The 19,055-nt window shown below is 62.7% G+C and carries 17 protein-coding genes and 5 tRNA genes; 8 read left to right on the top strand and 14 right to left on the bottom strand.

Annotated features, from left to right (window positions below; translation table 11 throughout):
* Positions 1-19 precede the first annotated feature (19 nt).
* From ACTHNE_RS03095 to ACTHNE_RS03055, 9 genes are all read right to left on the bottom strand, one after another.
* Positions 20-2,362: a glycoside hydrolase family 31 protein gene (locus ACTHNE_RS03095; RefSeq protein ID WP_440268543.1), complete on the bottom strand. Its 2,343-nt coding sequence runs from the start codon at positions 2,360-2,362 to the stop codon at positions 20-22.
* A gap of 245 nt (positions 2,363-2,607) precedes the next feature.
* A tRNA-Lys gene (locus ACTHNE_RS03090) sits at positions 2,608-2,683 on the bottom strand.
* A gap of 14 nt (positions 2,684-2,697) precedes the next feature.
* A tRNA-His gene (locus ACTHNE_RS03085) sits at positions 2,698-2,774 on the bottom strand.
* 14 nt (positions 2,775-2,788) lie between these two features.
* Positions 2,789-2,865, bottom strand: a tRNA-Arg gene (locus ACTHNE_RS03080).
* A 24-nt stretch (positions 2,866-2,889) separates the two neighbouring features.
* Positions 2,890-2,966, bottom strand: a tRNA-Pro gene (locus tag ACTHNE_RS03075).
* Positions 2,967-3,133: 167 nt separating this feature from the next.
* Positions 3,134-3,210: transfer RNA gene (locus ACTHNE_RS03070), tRNA-Arg, on the bottom strand.
* 149 nt (positions 3,211-3,359) lie between these two features.
* Positions 3,360-4,163: an amidohydrolase gene (locus ACTHNE_RS03065; protein ID WP_324942324.1), complete on the bottom strand. Its 804-nt coding sequence runs from the start codon at positions 4,161-4,163 to the stop codon at positions 3,360-3,362.
* The gene (locus tag ACTHNE_RS03060; RefSeq protein ID WP_324942327.1) at positions 4,151-5,296 is read right to left on the bottom strand and encodes a pyridoxal phosphate-dependent aminotransferase; all 1,146 of its coding nucleotides are present in this window, start codon (positions 5,294-5,296) and stop codon (positions 4,151-4,153) included. The genes ACTHNE_RS03065 and ACTHNE_RS03060 overlap by 13 nt, the downstream gene beginning before the upstream one ends.
* A 41-nt stretch (positions 5,297-5,337) precedes the next feature.
* The gene (locus tag ACTHNE_RS03055; protein WP_324942329.1) at positions 5,338-6,327 is read right to left on the bottom strand and encodes a LysR substrate-binding domain-containing protein; all 990 of its coding nucleotides are present in this window, start codon (positions 6,325-6,327) and stop codon (positions 5,338-5,340) included.
* A 115-nt stretch (positions 6,328-6,442) separates the two neighbouring features.
* Between ACTHNE_RS03055 and ACTHNE_RS03050 the strand changes: the two genes are divergently transcribed.
* Entirely contained in the window at positions 6,443-7,024 is a 582-nt protein-coding gene (locus ACTHNE_RS03050; RefSeq protein WP_324942332.1) for an FMN-dependent NADH-azoreductase, read from the top strand.
* Positions 7,025-7,306: 282 nt separating this feature from the next.
* Here the strand turns inward: ACTHNE_RS03050 and zipA are convergent, their stop codons facing one another.
* The 4 genes from zipA to ACTHNE_RS03030 form a co-directional block, all read right to left on the bottom strand.
* Entirely contained in the window at positions 7,307-8,287 is a 981-nt protein-coding gene (zipA, locus tag ACTHNE_RS03045) for a cell division protein ZipA (RefSeq protein ID WP_440268542.1), read from the bottom strand.
* Positions 8,288-8,304: 17 nt separating this feature from the next.
* Positions 8,305-11,814, bottom strand: coding sequence for a chromosome segregation protein SMC (smc, locus tag ACTHNE_RS03040; protein ID WP_324942338.1), 3,510 nt, complete (start codon positions 11,812-11,814; stop codon positions 8,305-8,307).
* A 134-nt stretch (positions 11,815-11,948) separates the two neighbouring features.
* Complete coding sequence (locus ACTHNE_RS03035; RefSeq protein WP_324942341.1) at positions 11,949-12,209, bottom strand: BolA family protein; 261 nt, start codon at positions 12,207-12,209, stop codon at positions 11,949-11,951.
* The gene (locus ACTHNE_RS03030; protein ID WP_324942343.1) at positions 12,206-12,508 is read right to left on the bottom strand and encodes a YciI family protein; all 303 of its coding nucleotides are present in this window, start codon (positions 12,506-12,508) and stop codon (positions 12,206-12,208) included. The genes ACTHNE_RS03035 and ACTHNE_RS03030 overlap by 4 nt, the downstream gene beginning before the upstream one ends.
* A gap of 268 nt (positions 12,509-12,776) precedes the next feature.
* On the opposite strand from ACTHNE_RS03030, the gene ACTHNE_RS03025 reads away from it, so the two are divergent.
* From ACTHNE_RS03025 to ACTHNE_RS02995, 7 genes are all read left to right on the top strand, one after another.
* On the top strand, positions 12,777-13,097 hold the full coding sequence (locus ACTHNE_RS03025; protein ID WP_324942346.1) for a hypothetical protein: 321 nt from the start codon (positions 12,777-12,779) through the stop codon (positions 13,095-13,097).
* 4 nt (positions 13,098-13,101) lie between these two features.
* Positions 13,102-13,476, top strand: coding sequence for a GntR family transcriptional regulator (locus tag ACTHNE_RS03020; protein WP_324942349.1), 375 nt, complete (start codon positions 13,102-13,104; stop codon positions 13,474-13,476).
* The gene (locus ACTHNE_RS03015) at positions 13,473-14,330 is read left to right on the top strand and encodes an ABC transporter ATP-binding protein (protein ID WP_324942352.1); all 858 of its coding nucleotides are present in this window, start codon (positions 13,473-13,475) and stop codon (positions 14,328-14,330) included. The genes ACTHNE_RS03020 and ACTHNE_RS03015 overlap by 4 nt, the downstream gene beginning before the upstream one ends.
* Positions 14,327-15,298, top strand: coding sequence for an ABC-2 transporter permease (locus ACTHNE_RS03010; RefSeq protein WP_440268541.1), 972 nt, complete (start codon positions 14,327-14,329; stop codon positions 15,296-15,298). The genes ACTHNE_RS03015 and ACTHNE_RS03010 overlap by 4 nt, the downstream gene beginning before the upstream one ends.
* A 62-nt stretch (positions 15,299-15,360) precedes the next feature.
* The gene (locus tag ACTHNE_RS03005) at positions 15,361-15,819 is read left to right on the top strand and encodes a hypothetical protein (RefSeq protein WP_440268540.1); all 459 of its coding nucleotides are present in this window, start codon (positions 15,361-15,363) and stop codon (positions 15,817-15,819) included.
* 53 nt (positions 15,820-15,872) lie between these two features.
* Positions 15,873-16,388, top strand: a complete 516-nt coding sequence (locus ACTHNE_RS03000) for a hypothetical protein (protein WP_440268539.1) — start codon at positions 15,873-15,875, stop codon at positions 16,386-16,388.
* Between the two features lie 11 nt (positions 16,389-16,399).
* Positions 16,400-16,963, top strand: coding sequence for a hypothetical protein (locus tag ACTHNE_RS02995; RefSeq protein ID WP_440268538.1), 564 nt, complete (start codon positions 16,400-16,402; stop codon positions 16,961-16,963).
* Between the two features lie 82 nt (positions 16,964-17,045).
* On the opposite strand, the gene ACTHNE_RS02990 is transcribed toward ACTHNE_RS02995, so the two are convergent.
* Positions 17,046-18,440, bottom strand: coding sequence for a class II fumarate hydratase (locus tag ACTHNE_RS02990; protein ID WP_324942366.1), 1,395 nt, complete (start codon positions 18,438-18,440; stop codon positions 17,046-17,048).
* Between the last annotated feature and the right edge of the window lie 615 nt (positions 18,441-19,055).

Genomic DNA, 19,055 nt, shown 5'->3' with positions numbered 1-19,055 from the left:
TGCCTGGCCTTACGCGCCGTTACTTGCCGATCACTTTGATAAGGCCCTTCGCCTTGCCGGCAAGCGCTTTGTCGCCACCACTGACACGCAGGGCGCCGGCCGCATCGTCCCAATGCAGCTTGGTGAGCGTGCTCTTGCCGGTTTCATAGTCGTACGACGTGCCGTCGTCGTCGTAGAGCGCAAAATCGCTGTCCTTGCCGGGATAAACGCGGATCTCGGCCACCGACTGCTTCGACGCGGTCGACTCGATGGCCGAACCCAGCGGCACGATCGAGCCGGCGCGCACGAACACCGGAATCTGGTCGATCGGCGCCGACACTTTCACCCAGCGCCCGCCCGCCAGCTTTTCGTTGGTCCAGAAGTTGTACCAGTCGCTGCCAGCCGGCAAATAGACGTCTTTTTCCGTCTGGCCCTGTGCGGTGACCGGCGCGACCAGGAATGCGGGGCCGAACATGTATTGCGTGCCCAGGTTGGCGACGTTCGGATCGTTCGGGAAATCCATCCATAGCGGCCGCATGAAGGGTGCGCCGGTGTCATGCGTGATCTTGGCCTGGCTGTAGATATAGGGAATCAGCTGATAGCGCAGCTTGTCGTACTTGGCCATGATCGCCTCGGCCTGGTGGCCGAAGGCCCAGATTTCCGTGTGCTTGCGATCGCCATGCAGGCGCAGGGTCGGCAAGAAGGTGCCGTATTCGAACCAGCGCGTAAGCAGTTCCGGATAATCGTTGTTCTGGCCGACAACGTCACGCGCATCCGACGGATCGAGCAACGGCGGCTTGGTCGCGCTGGTCGTCTGCGGCAGATATTGCCAACCGCCGATGTCGTTGCCCCAGTAGGCGATGCCCGAAGCGACCATGTTGAGGCCGGTGGGAATCTGCCTTTGCAGCGCTTCCCAGCTCGGATCGATATCCGACGACCAGAACAGCGCACCGGTACGCTGCGATCCCAGATAGGCCGCACGAGACAGAATCAGCACGCGCGTGTTGGGCTTCCATGCACGCATGCCCTGCGCAAAGCCTTCGACGTGCAGCAGCGGATAGACGTTGTGATAGCGATCGCCCGAACCGATCGAATAGAAGAATCCGTCCGGCACCAGATCCGGCTCGGTTTCATCCAGCCATGGATAGTCGAAGCCGTGCGAAAGGATGTTGTCGCGCGCGTGCTCCCAATACCACTTGCGTGCCGCAGGATTGGTCGAATCGATCAGTGCGCCGGCGCGATCCGAACGGAACGGCAATCCGTCGACCGTCTTGCCGTTCTTGTCCTTCAGGAAATAACCCTTGGCGTCGAGTTCGCCGAAATAGCGGCTGGATCTTTCGAAGCGCGGCCAGATCGAGATGATCGATTTCAAGCCCATCGCATGAAGCTGCTTGTTCATGCCATCGGGATCGGGAAACTCTGCCGGATTGATGTCCAGCTGACCCATGCGTGTCCAGTAGAACCAGTCCACCACCATGACATCGAGCGGATAGCCCTTTTGGCGATACGTGTGGGCGACGTTCAACACCTCCGCCTGGCTGGCATAGCGTGCCTTGGACTGGATCAATCCAAAGGCGGCCTTGGGCGGAATCGGCGTGTTGCCGGTAACGCGTGCGTAAGCGGAATAGATCTGCTCGGGATTGTCGCCGGTGATGACGAAGAAGCTGACGCGTTCGCCGACGTTCGACTGAAACGTGGTGCGGCCACGAATGCCGGCCACGAAATGCGTGTCGGACGGGTTGTCCCAGATGATGCCGTAGCCCTTGGACGAAACCATGAAAGGCACGCAGACGGTTTCACCGGACGGGGCGTCGTACCAATGCTTGCAGTCGATGACGCGACCGCGCAGATCGAGCGCGCCAAGACTGTCCTGGTTCTGGCCCATGCCGTAATAGTGTTCGTCGGCGGGTGCCGTGAACGTCGCGCCGACCTGATAGGTGGACTCGCCGGCCACCTCATGCGGCGCCATGTCCCAACCGGTCATGTTGACGATGGTTTCGCCCTTGGCGTTTTTGACCTGCAGGCTGACCGGCGCCAGATCCGGCGCGAAGTACCGCTCCGTCGTTCCCGGCGTATGTGGCGGCGGTACCGGATCCACGTGCAGGGTCAACGCCGGCGAGACAAAAATATCGCCGTTGCGATCCGCGCTTTCATGGAAGGCCGAATTGTCTACGTGGTCGGCGAGGATGCCGTAACCCGGTCCCTTCAACGCCTCGGCTTTGTCCGCGGCAATCGTGACGTGAATGACGTTCGGGCCATAGGCCTCCACGCTCACCCATGCGCCGTGCCGATCAAGCGTGGCGATCGGCGTCGCATGCACGATGCCGGCAAACGTGGCAAAAGAACAGACAAGACCCAGCAATGCGATGTTGGACGCGCGCATGGCATCCCCTTTGGCGTTGGCACTGACAGTTCCCGCATCGCCAGGCGCGAGCGGGCCGAAGCAGGCTATTTAGCATCCGTCGACCAGCTTGTCCCTCGCCATCGCAGTGCAACGCTCAAATTCGCTATGCGGGTTGAGCGATTAAACAAAAGCGCAAGCGTTCTGCAGCAGCATCACGGTACGGACGACGCTTTCGATGCGCGCAAAGAAAAAGGCACCCAGGAAACCTGAGTGCCTCGTTGAGCTGGTGGGCCGTGTAGGATTCGAACCTACGACCAATTGATTAAGAGTCAACTGCTCTACCAGCTGAGCTAACGGCCCAGAACTGCTTGAATTGGGGTGGACGATGGGACTCGAACCCACGACAACCGGAATCACAATCCGGTACTCTAACCAACTGAGCTACGCCCACCGTAATCACGAAGCTGGCGCGCCCGACAGGAATCGAACCTGCAACCGTCGGCTTAGAAGGCCGATGCTCTATCCGGTTGAGCTACAGGCGCTTTGACTAAAAGCAGAACACCTGCTGGTCGGGGCAGAGGGATTCGAACCCACGACATCCAGCTCCCAAAGCTGGCGCTCTACCAGGCTGAGCTATACCCCGTTTTTCGAAACCAGATCGGTTTTCGCGACCTGAGCTTTGAAATGCTACGGGTGACACTCTGGCCCGTCAATCCGTATCGAACACGCCGGACTTCTTTGTCCGGTTTTTGCAGACGGTGTTCTGCCTGCAAAAGACACGACTTGAACCAACATCATGCCTTGCAAATATGGCGCGCCCGGAGAGATTCGAACTCCCGACCACCAAGTTCGTAGCCTGGTACTCTATCCAACTGAGCTACGGGCGCGTGGTAAAACCTTTCTTGGCCGTGGCCGCCTTCAAACTGCAAAGGCGCCGAAGCAAGAAGCGGAATTATTCAGGTTGAGGGCGCAGCCGTCAATACTCTGTGTGAAGTTTTTTTGAAACGGCGTTTACCCTGCCGATGCCCTTTGGCGCTCATTCGATGTCGAGCGTGAACGTGTCGGCATCCATCCAGGCGGGAAAACGCTCGCGATGCTGCAGCAGCGGCGCCGGATCGATCGCGACCGTCACCACCTGCTCCTGCGTGCCAAGTTCAACCAAGGGCTCGCCCACCGGATCGATCACCGCGCTGTCGCCAGCATAGGGAAGCTCGTTGCCGTCCACGCCGACGCGGTTCACGCCCACCACATAGGCGAGGTTTTCGATGGCGCGCGCCCGCAACAGCGTGCGCCACGGCTGCCTGCGCGGCGCCGGCCAGTTGGCGACGAACAACGCCAGGTCGTACTCCATGCCGCCGGCGGCCGACTCGAGGCGGCGATTGCGCAGCCACACTGGAAAACGCAGGTCGTAGCAAACCTGCGGCAGGATGCGCCAGCCTTTCAGCTCCACGATGAGCCGCTGCGAACCGCCGCCATAGCGCGTGTGCTCGCCGGCCATGCGAAACAGATGGCGTTTGTCGTACTGCGCGTAGCTGCCGTCCGGCCGCGCCCAGATCAGCCGGTTGTAGACCTTGTCGCCCTCGCGAATGGCCAGGCTGCCGGTGACGACGGCATTCACCTCGCCCGCCAGCGCGCGCATCCAGGCCACGCCTTCGCCATCCATGTCTTCGGCGCTGACGCGCGTGTCGTTGCTGAAACCGGAAAGCAAGGTTTCCGGCAGCACGATCAGGTCGCTGCGCCCGGCCACGCTTCGTGCCAGCGCGCCGTAATACTCGCGATTGGCCGGCGCATCGTGCCAGCGCGTGGCGCCCTGCACGAGGGTGACGTTCAGAGTTTGCATAGGCGCTCCGCAGCGGCGTCCATGGTGGCATCGCTCTTGGCGAAGCACAGGCGCACCAGATGCGTGCCCGGCGCCTTTTCGTAGAATGGCGTGAGCGGAATGGCGGCTACGCCGCCCTCTTTCACCAGCCATTCGCAAAAGGCGACGTCGCCCTGGCTGCGGATGGCCGAGTAATCGACCAGCTGAAAATAACCGCCGGGCACATCCAGCAGTTTCAGCCGAGAAGGCGCCAGCAGCTGGCGGAAACGATCGCGCTTGGCCTGATAGAACGCCGGCAGTTCCAGGTAATGCTGCGGCGTGCTCGCCAGGAATTCGGCAAACGCCACTTGCGCCGGGTGGAAGGTGCAGAACGTGAGGTACTGATGCACCTTGCGAAATTCCGCAGAAAGCTTCGCCGGCGCCACCGCGTAGCCGACCTTCCAGCCGGTGCAGTGATACGTTTTGCCGAAGCTGGAAACCACGATGCTGCGCGCGGCCAGTTCCGGATGGCGCAGCACGCTTTCGTGTGCAGCGCCGTCATAAACGATGTGCTCATACACTTCGTCGGACAGCACCACGATCGGCGTATCGCGCACGATTGCGGCCAGTTCGTCCAGGTCCTGCGCCGAAAGCACCGCGCCGGAAGGATTGTGCGGGCTGTTGATCAGGATCATGCGCGTATGCGGCGTGATCGCATCGCGCACGCGCTGCCAGTCGATCGAAAAAGTCGGCACGGTAAGCGGAATATGCACCGCGCGCGCGCCTTGCAATTCGATCGCCGGCTCGTAGGAATCGTAAGCGGGATCGAACACGATCACTTCATCGCCCGCGCGCACCACGGCCGCGATGGCTGCGAACAGCGCTTCGGTGGCGCCGGAGGTGACGGTGACATCGCTATCGGGACTTACCTTGTGCCCATAGAGCCGCCCGGTCTTCAGCGCGATCTGCTCGCGCAACGCTTGCGTGCCGATGCCAGGTGCATATTGGTTGAGCCCCTGGGCCATGGCGCGGCTCAGTGCATCCTGCAGCGGCTGCGGTGGCTCGAAATCGGGGAAGCCCTGGCCAAGATTCACCGCCTTGTGCTGCACGGCGAGGTGACTCATCACGCTGAAGATGGTGGTGCCTACTTTCGGAAGCTTGGTTTCGACAGTCATGGGCAGCAGTATGGATGGCTAAACGCGAAGACTACCACGGCTCAGGCGGAAGGCTGTTTTTGCGGATCGATATCTCTCAGCTGACGGCCCTTGCAGTTTTCGTGACTGATGCGCGCCGCTTCCGGCAGGCGCTCTGCAAGAAAATCCACCAATGCGCGCACGCCCGGCATCATGCCGCGCCGGCTCGGATAGATGAAATGCAAGATGCCCTGCGGCGCGCTCCACTCCGGCAACAGAATTTCCAGGTCGCCACGTATGATGGCCGGCGCACATACCGATTCGGGCAACAAGGCGACGCCGATCCCGGCGCGCGCAGCTTCCAGCAACACGGCGAAATCACCGGTGATAAGACGCGCCTGCACCTCCACGCTGACGCGCTCGCCGTGCGCGTCGCTCAGCTCCCACACTTGCGTGCCTTCGTGCTCCTGCATCGACAGCGCCGGCATGCGCGCAAGGTCTTCGGGACGTTTCGGATGACCATGCACTTTCAGCAAGTTCGGGCTGGCCACCGGCAGCACGCGTTCCTGCCCGATGCTGCGGATGATCATGTTCGAATCGGTGTCGAGCTTGGTGCGCACGCGGATGGCCAGGTCGTAGCCCTCGCCGATCAGGTCCACGCGCCGATTGTTCGACAGCACCCGCACCTGCAGCTTCGGGTACTTCACCATGAACTCCGGCAGGATGTAGGCCAGCACCGTTTGCGCGATCGAAATGGGGCAGCTCAGCCGCACGATGCCGCGCGGTTCGGCACGCAGTTCGTCCACCGCTTCCTGCGCCGCACGCGCTTCTTCCAGCACGGCGCGGCAATGGCCATAAAAGCGCTCGCCGACTTCGGTGACCACGAAGCGCCGCGTGGTCCGTTGCAGCAGCCGCACGCCAAGCCGGTCCTCCAGTTGGGCGATGCGCTTGCTCAGCCGCGACTTGGGCACTCCCAGGGAGCGTCCGGCAGCTGAAAAGCCTCCGTGTTCCACTACGGCGGCGAAGAAATACAGATCGTTCAGGTCCTGCATGGCCCCTGGCAAGGCGTTCATCGTTGTTTCCTTGTGGGAACGATAAGTTCCGAAAGCCCTATCTTATCGTCCGTTTGTTCGGAATCTATCTTTAATTCCAACGTCGGCCTGCCCGACCTGGAACCGAGATAGAACCATGAAACTCTTGCATCTTGACGCAAGCTCCCTGGGCCAGCATTCCGTTTCGCGCGAACTGAGCGCCGCGATCGTCGACCAGCTCGCCCGCGACGTCTCCTCGCTGGAAATCACCTACCGCGACCTCACCGCACAACCCCTGCCCCATTGGACCCCGGTGCAGGACGCCGAGAGCCCCGCCGCCCAGCTGGGCCAGGACGTGCTGGATGAGTTCAAGGCGGCCGATGTCATCGTGATCGGCGCGCCGATGTACAACTTCTCCATTCCCAGCCAGCTCAAGGCGTGGATCGACCGCGTGGTGATCGCGGGCCAGACCTTCCGCTATACCGAGAACGGTCCGCAAGGCCTGGCTACCGGCAAGCGTGTGATCGTGGCCTCCAGCCGCGGCGGCGTGTACAGCAGCGGCCCGGCCGCGGGTCTGGATTTCCAGGAAAACTACCTGCGCGCGGTGCTGGGCTTCATCGGCATCACCGACGTCCAGTTCATCCGTGCCGAGGGCGTGAGCATTGGCGCCGAGCACAAGGTGAAAGCGATTGCCTCGGCGCGCGACAGCATCGGCTCGGTGGTAACCAAGGCTGCCTGATCTATGTTTGTAGGTTGGGGTGCAGACCCTGATATATCCCCACGTTTTTTCGTTTGGTGCATATGTGCCCGAAATGCCGTCATTCCCGCGAAAGCGGGAATCCATCTGCTCTGATGCAAAAGCAAGGATGGATTCCCGCTTTCGCGGGAATGACGGCCCAGTAATCTGGAAGATCATCTGCAAGGTGTATAGCACGCTGATTTTATTGAAATCATCGAGCAAAAACGTGGGAATACGTCAGGGTGCAAACCCCAACACCGGCATGTACGTGCGTGACGACGGTCAACGGCCGAAACGGATCTCGCCGCCGTCGTGATCGCGATCCCAGCCGCGCAATTCGTCACGGATATGGGCGATGCGCTGGCGACCCAGCGCGTTGCGTTCTTCATCCAGCACCTGGCCGTCGAGCAGCTCGGCCAGGCGCTGCGCGGTGGGCAGCATGGCATCCCATGCATCCAGCGCGGTGACCGGGCCGGGCAGCGTCATGAAGAAACTCAAGCCCGGCGTGCGCAGCGCATCCAGCCGGGTGAGGTCGAAGCTGCCGGGCTTGACCATATTGGCCACGCTGAAGATCGGGCCGGCTTCGCGCTTGCCGTCCACCAGGCGGTGATAGATGCCCATGTCGCCGTATTCCAGGCCAGCTTTTTCGGCCGCGACGATCAGGTCCGCGCCGTTGAACACCTGGCCTTCGCGCGCCATCACGAACAAGCTCACGATGCGCTCCACCGGAACCTGCGTGGGACGCTTGCCCAGATCCGAGCGCGGCGGGATACGCGGCGCCGGTGCGGCGGCAGGTGCCGGAGCAGTTGCCACGACCGGCGACGGCGGCGCGAGCGGTGCAGGTTCCACCGGTGCGGTACGAGTGACATCTGGCTGCGAGGGCGAGCGCAGCATTTCCACGATCGAGGCGGATTGCCCGGTGGGCTTGGGCATCGTCACTGTTTCGTGCCGCTGGTTGGCCAGCGCGGCGCCGAGCTTTTCCAGTTCCGTGCGCAGGTTGACGTCGAGCTCGCCCTGCTGCGGCTCCGGCTCGCGGAACAACGGGTCGATGCGCTCGTCGCCGCCGAACGCGTCGTTCTCTTCGATCGAATCGCCCAGCGTGGGCTCGCGCCGTTCCAGGTTCGGTTCCGGCGCCACGCGCCGTTTGCCCTGCTCTTTTCTGGGCTCGCCGAACAACCAGACCAGAAGCAGCACGATCACGCCGACGATGGCCAACGGAATGCCGACCCAGGGGTTCCATGCAACAGCCAATTCGTATGACATGACGTAAATCCTCTACCTCAGGCGGCGCCAGCCAGTTTGGTGGCCTCGGCAAGATCGACCTGCACCAGGCGCGACACGCCCGGCTCGCGCATGGTAACGCCGCAAAGCTGGCTGGCTGCTTCCATGGTGGCCTTGTTGTGCGAGACGAAGATGAACTGCACCTTCTCGCTCATCTCGCGCACCATGTTGGAGAAGCGGCCGACGTTCGCTTCATCCAGCGGCGCGTCCACCTCGTCCAGCAGGCAGAACGGCGCTGGATTGAGCGCGAAGATCGCGAACACCAGCGATACCGCCGTGAGCGCCTTCTCGCCGCCCGACAACAGCGTGATGTTGGACACGCGCTTGCCCGGTGGGCGCGCCATGATCGACACGCCGGTGCTGAGCAGGTCGTCGCCGGTGAGTTCCAGGTACGCATGGCCGCCACCGAACAGGCGCGGGAACAGCTCCTGCACGCCGGCGTTGACGCGGTCGAAAGTTTCCTTGAAGCGCTGGCGCGTTTCGCGGTCGATTTTCTTGATCGCGTTTTCCAGCGTTTCCATCGCGCTGGTGAGGTCGGTGAGCTGGTTGTCCAGATACGTCTTGCGTTCGCTCTGCTCGGCGTGCTCCTGGATCGCAGCAAGGTTGACCGGCTCCAGGCGCGCGATTTTCTGGCCAAGGTCGGCCAGTTGCTGGCGCCATTGCGCGGCGTCGACATTTTCGGCCAGTTCGCCAAGCAAGGTTTCCAGATCGAGGCCTGATGCGGCGATCGCTTCGGCCAACTGCTCGGCACGCATCTGCAGCGCCTGCGCGGCTAGTTTCTGTTCCGACAGCTTTTCGCGCAGGCCGGACAGTTCCTGCTCCAGGTTATGCCGCTGCTGTTCGAGCTTGCGCATCTCGATGTCGCAATCTTCCAGCGCGCGGCGTGCTTCCACCAATTGGCGATCCACCAGCAGGCGCTGGTCGAGATAGGTCTGGCGCTCGGCTTCCAGTTCGGCAATCGGGTCGGAACCGGCGGCGAGCTGTTCGGCGATTTCGCTGCGACGCGCTTCGATCTGGCGGATCTGGTTTTCCATGCGCGCCAGCGCCTGTTCCAGCGAGGCGAGCGAAGAGCGTTTCGATTCCAGGCTCAGCGCCAGCGCGTGCGCCTGGTCGGCGGCTTCGCGCGCGTTCATGCGTGCTTCTTCGCGCGCTTCGAGTAAGGCGCGGCGTTCATTTTCCAGTTCGCGGCGCTGGTCTTCCAGATCGCCCATGTTGTTGACGGATTCGTCCAGGCGCGCGCGTGCTTCGCGCGTCTGCGTCTGCAGTTCTTCCATCTGCTCGAGCAGTACCGACAGCTCGCCGGCCACCTTTTCGGCGCGCGCACGCGCAGTTTCCACCTTGCCGCGGTGGCTTTGCAGCTGGCCGGCCAGTTCCGATTGGCGGCGATGCGCGTTGTACAGCTCGCGCTGTGCGTCGTCGCGCGCGCGTTCGGCTTCGAACTTGCTGGTGCGCAAGTCGTCCAGGCGCGCGGTGGCTTCCTCGATGCGCGCTTCCAACGCCTCGACCTGCTCGGTGAGCGTGCGGATTTCGCGTTCGCGCGCCAGCACGCCAAGCTGGTTGCCCTGCGCGCGACGCACGCTGGCCCAACCCGGACCAAGCCATTCGCCGCTGCGCGTGATCACCGATTGATACGGCGCCAGCGCGGACAAGCCGGAAACGCGGCGATGTGCATCGTCGATGTCTTCGGCGACCAGCACGTGCCCCAGCATGGTGATGGCGGCCGCCGGCCCGCGCACGTGCGCCGCCAGCGTGCCGGCGGTGGCCGCGCCGCCTTCGGCTGCATCCAGCAGCGCCACGTTGGCGTTGCTCAGGCCCGGAAATTCCTTGGCCAGATCGTGTGCACCGTCAACCAGCACGCTATCGATGAAACCGGCCAGCACGGTTTCCACCGCGGTTTCCCAGCCGGCTTCCACCTGCAGCATTTCGCCGAGGCGGCGATTCTTGTCCAGGCCGAACTGCGCCAGCCACGTGCTGGCCGCGCTTTCTTCCTGGCCGAGCGCGGCGTGCTGCAGCGCTTCGAGCGAAGCCAAGCGGCCGCGCGCGGTCTGCAATTGCTGACGCGCATCGTTGAGCGTGCTTTGTACCTGGCGCTCGTCGTCGAGCACTTTTTCGTACGCCAACTTGTGCTGGTCGAGCATGCCGCCGAGCGATTCGACGCGCTCGCGCTGCGTGTCGTGTTCGTTATGCAGCTGCTCGGCCGCAGCGTCGAGTGCATCGACGTCAGTGGCTTTCTGCTCGGCTTCCAGTGCGTCTTTGCGCTTGGACAGGTCCACCGCCTGGCGGTCGAGATAGGCCAGCTTGGTGCGCTCCACTTCGGCGGCGCGGCTGGCTTCGCCGGCGGTGCGCGTGTAAGTGTCCCAGCGTTGCTGCCAGTCGGCCAGCTTGGTTTCGGTTTCGCGCTGCGTATCGGCGGTTTCGTCCTGCATCTGCTGCAGGGCTTCCAGCTTCGGCTCGCCTTCGGCCAGCGCCATGCGCAGGGTTTCGATCTGCTCGCGGTCGGTGGCGATGTGCTCGGCCAGTTCCGCATGCTCGCGCTCAGCGTCCTGTTGCGCGCGCTGCAGGCGATCGGCGGTTTCCCGGTTGTGGCGCACCTGTTGTTCGACGCGCGCGATCTCGGCGCCGACCTTGTAGACGTCGGCCTGCACTTCGTTCAAATGCTCGCTGGCTTCGACGTGGCGTTCGCGCGCGGTTTCGATCTGCGATTCGATCTGGCGCTGCTCGGCCAGACGCTTTTCGATCTCGATCTCAGCGGCGGACAGGCCCTGTCCCTGACCGTCGTGCTGACTTTTCAGGCCACGGTATTCGAGTGCGCGCAGTTCGGCTTCCTTGCGCGTCTGTTCTTCCTTGTAAGCTTTCCAGCGTTCGGCAGCACGAGCCTGGCGGTTCAAGTGTTCGAGCTGCTTGTCCACTTCGTCGCGCACGTCGCGCACGCGGTCGAGGTTTTCGCGCGTGGCCTTGATGCGGCTTTCGGTTTCCTTGCGGCGTTCCTTGTATTTGGAAATACCGGCCGCTTCCTCCAGATGCATGCGCAGTTCTTCCGGATGCGCTTCGATGATCTGGCTGATCATGCCCTGCTCGATGATCGAGTAGCTGCGCGGCCCCAAGCCGGTGCCGAGGAACAGATCGGTGATATCACGCCGACGGCAGCGCGCGCCGTTGAGGAAGTACGAGGACTGCCCGTCGCGCGTCACCTGGCGCTTCACCGAGATTTCTGCGTACTGCCCGTATTCGCCCTGGATGGTGCCATCGGAGTTGTCGAAAATCAGTTCCACGCTCGCCTGCCCCACCGGCTTGCGCGCGCTGGATCCGGAGAAGATCACGTCAGTGAGCGAATCGCCGCGCAGGCGGCTGGCCGCGCTTTCGCCCATCACCCAGCGGATGGCGTCGATGATGTTGGACTTGCCGCAACCGTTGGGCCCCACCACGCCGGTCATGTTGGTGGGCAGGTGCAGCGTGGTCGGGTCGACGAAGGACTTGAATCCGGCGAGTTTGATCGTGGTTAGGCGCATGCAGATTCAGATGCTCGAAGGTGATGGCCCGCTGGCGCGGGCGACGGGTCACTGTGCCAAACGCGGGACAGCGCCGCAATGCATAAGGAACGATCAGGCAAGGCGAAAAGTGCGATGCAAGCGCTTGATCCGATTCATTCCGGCGCCTTGGCGTCGATCGACAGCGCGTGGATGCCCTGGTCCATCAGCTCGCCCAGCGCCGCGTACACCAGCCGGTGCCGCTTGATCGGCAACTGGCCGGCGAAGGCCGCGCTCACCACGCGCACGTGAAAGTGTCCCTTGCCCTCGTTGGCGTGGCCGACGTGCTTGTAGCCTTCGTCCACCACCTCCAGCTCGACCGGCTGCAGCGCCTCGGCCAGGCGGCGGCGGATTTCCTCGACCATCGCTGCGCTCATGCCGGCAGCGCCTTGAGGAACGGTTTGACGCTTACGTTGGCGTACACGCCAGCATCGACATAGGGGTCGGCCCCGGCCCATCGCTCGGCCTCGGCCAGCGAAGAGAATTCCGCCACGATCAGGCTGCCGGTAAAACCAGCCAGGCCGGGCTGTTGGGCATCGATCGCGGGAAACGGCCCCGCCAGCAGTAGCCGTCCTTCCGCTTGCAGTTGCTGCAGGCGCGCCAAGTGGGCTGGGCGGGCGGCCATGCGGCGTTCCAGCGATTCAGGGTGATCCGTGCCGGTGATGCAGTACCACATGTGTCGGGTCTCCTCGAAGGAATCGGCGAGTTTAGCGCGACTGACACTCCCAGGCCCCAGGGTGACGGCTGTCAACCGCATGGCCTGACGTCGTCCGCTGTCCTGCCGGCGGTCCGCCGCGCATGCTTTTCCCGGCCAAAGGACTGCTGAAAACCAACCCTCCCCGCCCCTAGGCCATCAGTCATAGCAAGCCGTCCTTGACGGTTCGAAAGATGGTGTTATAGTTCACTACAACACCGGTCCACGACATCACTAAAGGAGAGCCGACATGAAAGCGCCGAACCCGATCGCCATCACCGCCGCGGTTCTGTTCACCACGGTCAGCCTGATCGCCCTGAGCCCCACCACCCACAAGGCCCCCGCCACCGAAATCAACGGCATGAAGGTCATCAGCCTGCCGGGCGTGGTGGTACGTCCCAGCGCCGAAGACCAGCGCGCCGCCGCCATGCTGACCACGGCCAGCCTGACGATCGCCAATTCGCCGTTGGCCACGCGCGCCGAAAGCGGCGCGAGCTTGCTCGGGGCGCAGCTGACCATGCCCTACTATTCGTTTGGCTCGACCAAGCTCGCACGCATCAGCAAGGAATAACTCCATGGCCATTACCTGGAACGACAGCGTCCCGATCTATCGCCAGCTACGCGAACGCGTAGTGGCGATGATCCTGGACGGCGCCTTGAACGAGGGCGACCCGCTGCCGTCAGTACGCCAGGTTGCAGCGGATTTCCAGATCAATCCGCTCACCGTTTCCAAGGCGTACCAGGAACTGGTCGACGACCAACTGGTAGAAAAAAGGAGGGGGTTGGGCATGTTCGTCACCGACGGAGCGCGCGAGGCGCTGCTCAAATCCGAACGCGAGCGCTTCTTGCGCGAAGAATGGCCGGCGCTGTACGCACGCTTGCAGCGCCTGGGGCTGGACCTGAAAACCCTGCTGCGCGAAGCGCCGGGCGATACGGAGAATCAACCATGAATGCGGTCGTCACCGCCAATGGCCTGAGCAAGCGCTACAAGAACACGCTTGCGCTGGACAACGTGAACTTCCAGATTCCGGCCGGCCGCATCGTAGGCCTCATAGGCCCCAATGGCGCCGGCAAGACCACCGCGCTGAAGGCGATCCTGGGCCTGACCGATTTCCAGGGACAGCTCAACGTGCTGGGGCTGGATCCGCGCACGCAGCGCGACAAGCTGATGGAAGAAGTGTGCTTCATCGCCGACGTGGCAGTATTGCCGCGCTGGATCCGCGTGCACGAGGCGATCGACTTCGTCGCCAACATCCACCCGCGCTTCAACCGCGCCAAGTGCGAAGCATTCCTGGCGCGCACCAAGCTCACTTCAAATCAGCGCGTGCGGCAGATGTCCAAGGGCATGATCGTGCAGTTGCACCTGGCGCTGGTGATGGCGATCGACGCCAAGCTCTTGGTGCTGGACGAACCCACGCTGGGCCTGGACATTCTCTATCGCAAACAGTTCTACCAGAACCTCCTGGAAGATTATTTCGACGAGAACAAGACGATCATCGTCACCACCCATCAGGTGGAAGAGATCGAGCACATCCTTACCGATCTGATGTTCATCCGCGACGGGCGGATCGTGCTCAATACCGATATGGAAGCGATGGGCGAGCGCTTCGCCGAAGTGATGGTCAGCGCTGACATGGCCGCCACCGCACGCCAGTTGAAACCGCTGGACGAGCGCCAGGTATTCGGCAAGAGCATCTTCCTGTTCGACGGCGTCGACCAGGCGCAGCTGAAGACCTTGGGGGAAATCCGCCGGCCTTCGGTCAGCGATTTGTTCGTCGCCACCATGAAGGGGACCTACGCATGAACGCGAAAACGCTTTATTGGCTGATCAGACGCGAGTTCTGGGAGCATCGCGGCGGCTTTATCTGGGCGCCGGTGATCACGGGAATCGTGTTTCTGGTGTTGAACCTGATGGGCATCATCGGCGGAGAAGTGTTCGGCTCCCGCAACGGCTTCCATTTCGGTCCGCTGGAAGGCCAGGATCTGGCCGCCAAGATCCATTCGCTGGATGCGCATCAACTGCAGGAGGTGGGGTCCGCCCTCGATCTGGCGATGCTGTCGTCCAGCGGATTGATCAGCGTGGTGTTCGCCTTCGTGGTGTTTTTCTACTGCCTTGGTGCGCTGTACGACGATCGGCGCGACCGCAGCATCCTGTTCTGGAAATCGCTGCCGATCTCCGACTCGGCCACCGTGCTGTCGAAGGTCATCGCGGCCGTGCTGATCGCGCCGATCGCGGTGGTGATCTGCGGCGTGCTCACCGGCATCGCCATGCTGCTGATGTTCGCCATCGCGCTGTCGTTCCACGGCGTAGGCGTGTGGTCGCTGCTGGTGCTGGCCCATCCGTTCCAGGTGGTCGGCTTCCTGATCGCCAGCATTCCGCTGTATCTCCTGTGGGCGTTGCCGACCGTGGGCTGGCTGATGCTGTGCTCTTCCTGGGCGCGTGCCAAACCGTTCCTGTGGGCGGTGGTGATTCCGGTGGCCTTGGGCGTGATGATCAGCTGGTTCAACCTGCTCGGCTCGGCCGGATTCAAGAGCAGCTGGTACTGGCGCGAAATCGTGGCGCGCGTGCTGTTCAGCGTGTTCCCGGGCGGCTGGTTGCGGGACAGTACCTTCAACCACTTGAGCGACAACCCGGAGAGCTTCAACCACTTCCTCAGCCTGCCCGCCTCCTACGCCGTGCTGGCCAAGCCGGATGTGTGGATCGGTGCCGCCGCAGGTATCGCGATGCTCGCCGGCGCCGTATGGTTCCGCCGCTGGCGCGACGACAGCTGAAAAAGCCGGGTTGCACGTCCATCGCACGATTTGCAAGGGGATACCTCATGAAACACCGAAGCATGATCATGCTGTTGGCCTTGAGCGCAACGCTCGCCGCCTGTGGCATGCCGGACTTCTACTTCATGAACGGCAAGATCATCATGATCGGCAATCAGCTGACCTTGCATGTCAGCGGTACGCCGGACGCCTCGATCTCATCCGCGGGCGACTTCAACATCAAAGGCAAGGCAGTGCCGGTCACGGCGCCGCAGCGGGGTCTGCTGATGCTGTACTACCAACACGTGGAGGACATCCGCGAACGCAGCACGGCCATGAGCAAGGCTGAAGAAGCAACCAATAAAGAAACGGCCGAGCATGATGGAAAGCTCGATCCCGGCCAGCAGCCATCCGGAAATAAGCACTCCACATGCCAGGACGAAGCCAGCCTGAAGGCTGTGCAGGATCAACTTGTAACGCAGATGCCCGCCTTCTTGCCGTACGCAAACATCTTCGGCAGCGACGATTGCGGGAAACACTGATTCATCACGCAATACTTTCCAACCACATGATCCGCAAGAGGGGACGATGCATCATGAATTATCCACGGGTGATCACGCTGCTCGCATTGTGCGCCGCCATCAGCGCCTGCGATGTGTCCGACACCGCCATGGCGAACGGTCGCATCACGCTCAAGGACAACGTCGTGACCTTGCACGCTGACGGCGCACCCGACGCACTGGTCGGCTCCAGCGGGAACCTGCAGATCGGCGACGCCACCGTGCCCGTGACGCCCGCGCAGCATGGCCTGTTGATGCTCTACTTCCAGAACGTCAACGACGTGCACCAGACCGGCGCCGAAATGGGAAAGGTCGGCGCCGGCATCGGCGTCAAGGCGCTGAAGGATAGCTTCGACGGCAAATCCAAAGCCGAACAGGACCAGCACGCCGAGGCCGGCGCCGGCCAGATCAAGGCACTCGCGCGGAAAATGTGCCAGGACCTGGCCAACGTCAGGAATGTGCAGGACCAGCTCGCCGCGCAGCTGTCTGCGTTCAAGCCCTACGCCGACATCATGACTGGCAAATACGTCGCCGACTGCGAGAAAGATTGAGGGGGCATGCCATGCGTCATTCCTGGATAGGTGTCGCCGCATTGTGTTGCCTGCTTGCCGCCTGCGGCGATCATTCGGACGGCCACATCACAGTCATCAACAGCAACATCGGCGGCCTGTCCAACGGCAGCATCCATCTGGGCAACGGCGATGTGACCGTGCGCATGAGTCATGCGCCGGATGCGGTCATCACCGCCAACGGCGACCTGCGCATTGCGCAGCATCCGATCACCGTCGATCCTGCACAGCGCGAAGCGCTCAAGGGGTATTACGGCAACGCGATGGCTATCCTGACCGACGGCATCGCCACCGGCAAAGCAGGCGCCGCGGTCGGCGAAGAAGCCGCCAAGAGCGTGGTGACGCGACTGGCCAGCGGCAATCCCGACAAGATCCAGCAGGACATCGACGCCAAGGTGAAGCCACTGAAAGAAGCGGCGCTGAAGATCTGCGACGACGTTGGCAAGGTCAAGCAAAGCCAGGATCAACTCGCCGCGACGTTGCCGGCGTTCAAGCCTTACGGGAATGTGGTCGGGAGCGACGACGTCGAGGATTGCAGGAAGGATAACGACGACTGACGTAGGTTGGGGTGCAAACCCCAACATCGCCATGCCCATGCATTGCGGTGTTGGGGTTTGCGCCCCAACCTACCTAGCTACGTCAGCCTCCGCCACCGCCGCCGTGGATGCCGCCCTTGGTCAGCGCACGCGGGTCCAACAGTTTCTTCAGCTCTTCCTTCGAAAGCCCTGACTGCTCCAGCGCCACCTCCATGATCGGGCGCTTTTCCTTGTACGCCTGCTTGGCGATCGCCGCGCCCTTCTCGTAGCCGATCACCGGATTCAACGCGGTGACCAGGATCGGGTTCATCGCCAACGCCTGGTTCACGCGCTCGGCATTCACGCGGAAGCCGGCGATCGCTTTGTCCGCCAGCAGCCGCGATACGTTGGCGAGAATATGGATCGACTGCAGCAGGTTGTAGGCGATCAACGGCAGCATCACGTTGAGCTGGAAATTGCCGGACTGGCCAGCGACGGTGATCGCCGCATCGTTGCCGATCACCTGTGCGGCAACCATCGCGGTGGCTTCCGGAATCACCGGGTTGACCTTGCCCGGCATGATCGACGAGCCCGGTTGCAGCGCCGGCAATTCGATTTCGCCCAATCCCGCCAACGGGCCGGAATTCATCCAGCGCAGGTCGTTGGCAATTTTCATCAGGGCCACGGCCAGGGCCTTGAGCTGGCCGGAGAGTTCCACCGCGGCGTCCTGCGCGGCCATGCCTTCGAAATAATTGACCGCCGATTCGAAACGCACGTCCGCAAGCGCCTTCAGTTCACGCGCCACCGCGGGGCCGAATTTCGGATCGGCGTTGATGCCGGTGCCGACGGCAGTGCCGCCCAGTGGCAGTTGCCGCATGCGCTTCAAGCTGTCGCCGATGCGCTCGATGGCCGATTCGACCTGCGCCGACCAGCCCGACAGTTCCTGGCCGAACGTGACCGGCATCGCGTCCATCAGATGCGTGCGCCCGGTCTTGGGTACGTTGCGCAATTCATGCGCGCGACGGTCGATGATGCGCTTGAGATGCTTCAGCGCCGGCAGCAACTCCTCGTGCGCGGTCAGCGTGGCGCTGACGTGGATGGCAGTGGGGATCACGTCGTTGGAACTCTGCCCGTAGTTCACATGATCGTTCGGATGCACCTTGCTGCCGGCTTTGCTGGCAACGTGCGCGATCACCTCGTTGGCATTCATGTTGGTGCTGGTGCCCGAGCCGGTCTGGAACACGTCGATTGGGAACTGGTCGTCGTGCTGGCCCTCGGCCACCGCCAGCGCCGCCTTGCGAATGGCGGCCGCCTGCCCTTTCTTCAGATACCCAAGCTTGAGATTGGCCTCGGCGGCAGCGGCCTTGATCAGCCCCAGCGCGCGGATGAAGGCGCGCGGCAGATGCAGGCCGGAGATCGGGAAATTGTCGATGGCGCGCTGGGTCTGTGCGCCATAGAGCGCATCCGCGGGTACTTTCAAATCGCCCATGCTGTCGTGCTCGGTGCGGAAATCGGCCATGGTTCGCCTCATGCGGTTGGGGACCGGCCGACTATAAGCCCGCCAACGTTAGGATGCTCTGATCTATTCTGCGCACCCGTCACCGCACTGTATGCGCGCCTCGCTGTGTTCCAGTGGCGAAGGCAGACTGGCGCATCGTCGAGACGCTGGGACGCGGCGAGGCGCGCATACAGTGCGGCCCCAACATTTTGAATTTAAATGACGGGGTGACGTCCAGAAGGCCCGCAGGCTGCGCCGCGCGGCATGAACAGACGGCCAGTCTGCCCTGCGCCACGCAACGCACCCTGCGAGCCTTCCAGACATCATGACGACGGCGATACTTGATCAGTGTTGCCTTAAGGATGCTCTGATCTATTCCACGTACCCGTCACCGCACGGTATGCGCGGCGCGCTGTGCTCCAGTGGCGGAGGCAGACTGGCTGTCTGTCGGGACGCGGGGGTGCCGCGAGGCGCGCATACCGTGCGGCCCCAACATGTTGAATTTAAATGACGGGGTGACGTGCAGAAGGCCCCCCGGCGGCGCCCCGCGGCGTTTAAAGAACGCCCAGAAGGCCAGCGCCCCCCCACCAAACCCGCGGGGCCGTGTTGGGGGAAAGACCCGTGGGGGGGTTAAGT

The sequence above is a fragment of the Dyella sp. genome, assembly GCF_051954575.1.
Lineage (GTDB): Bacteria > Pseudomonadota > Gammaproteobacteria > Xanthomonadales > Rhodanobacteraceae > Dyella_B.
Note: the sequence above shows the minus strand (reverse complement) of the source record. Positions and strands in the feature narration are given on the sequence as shown.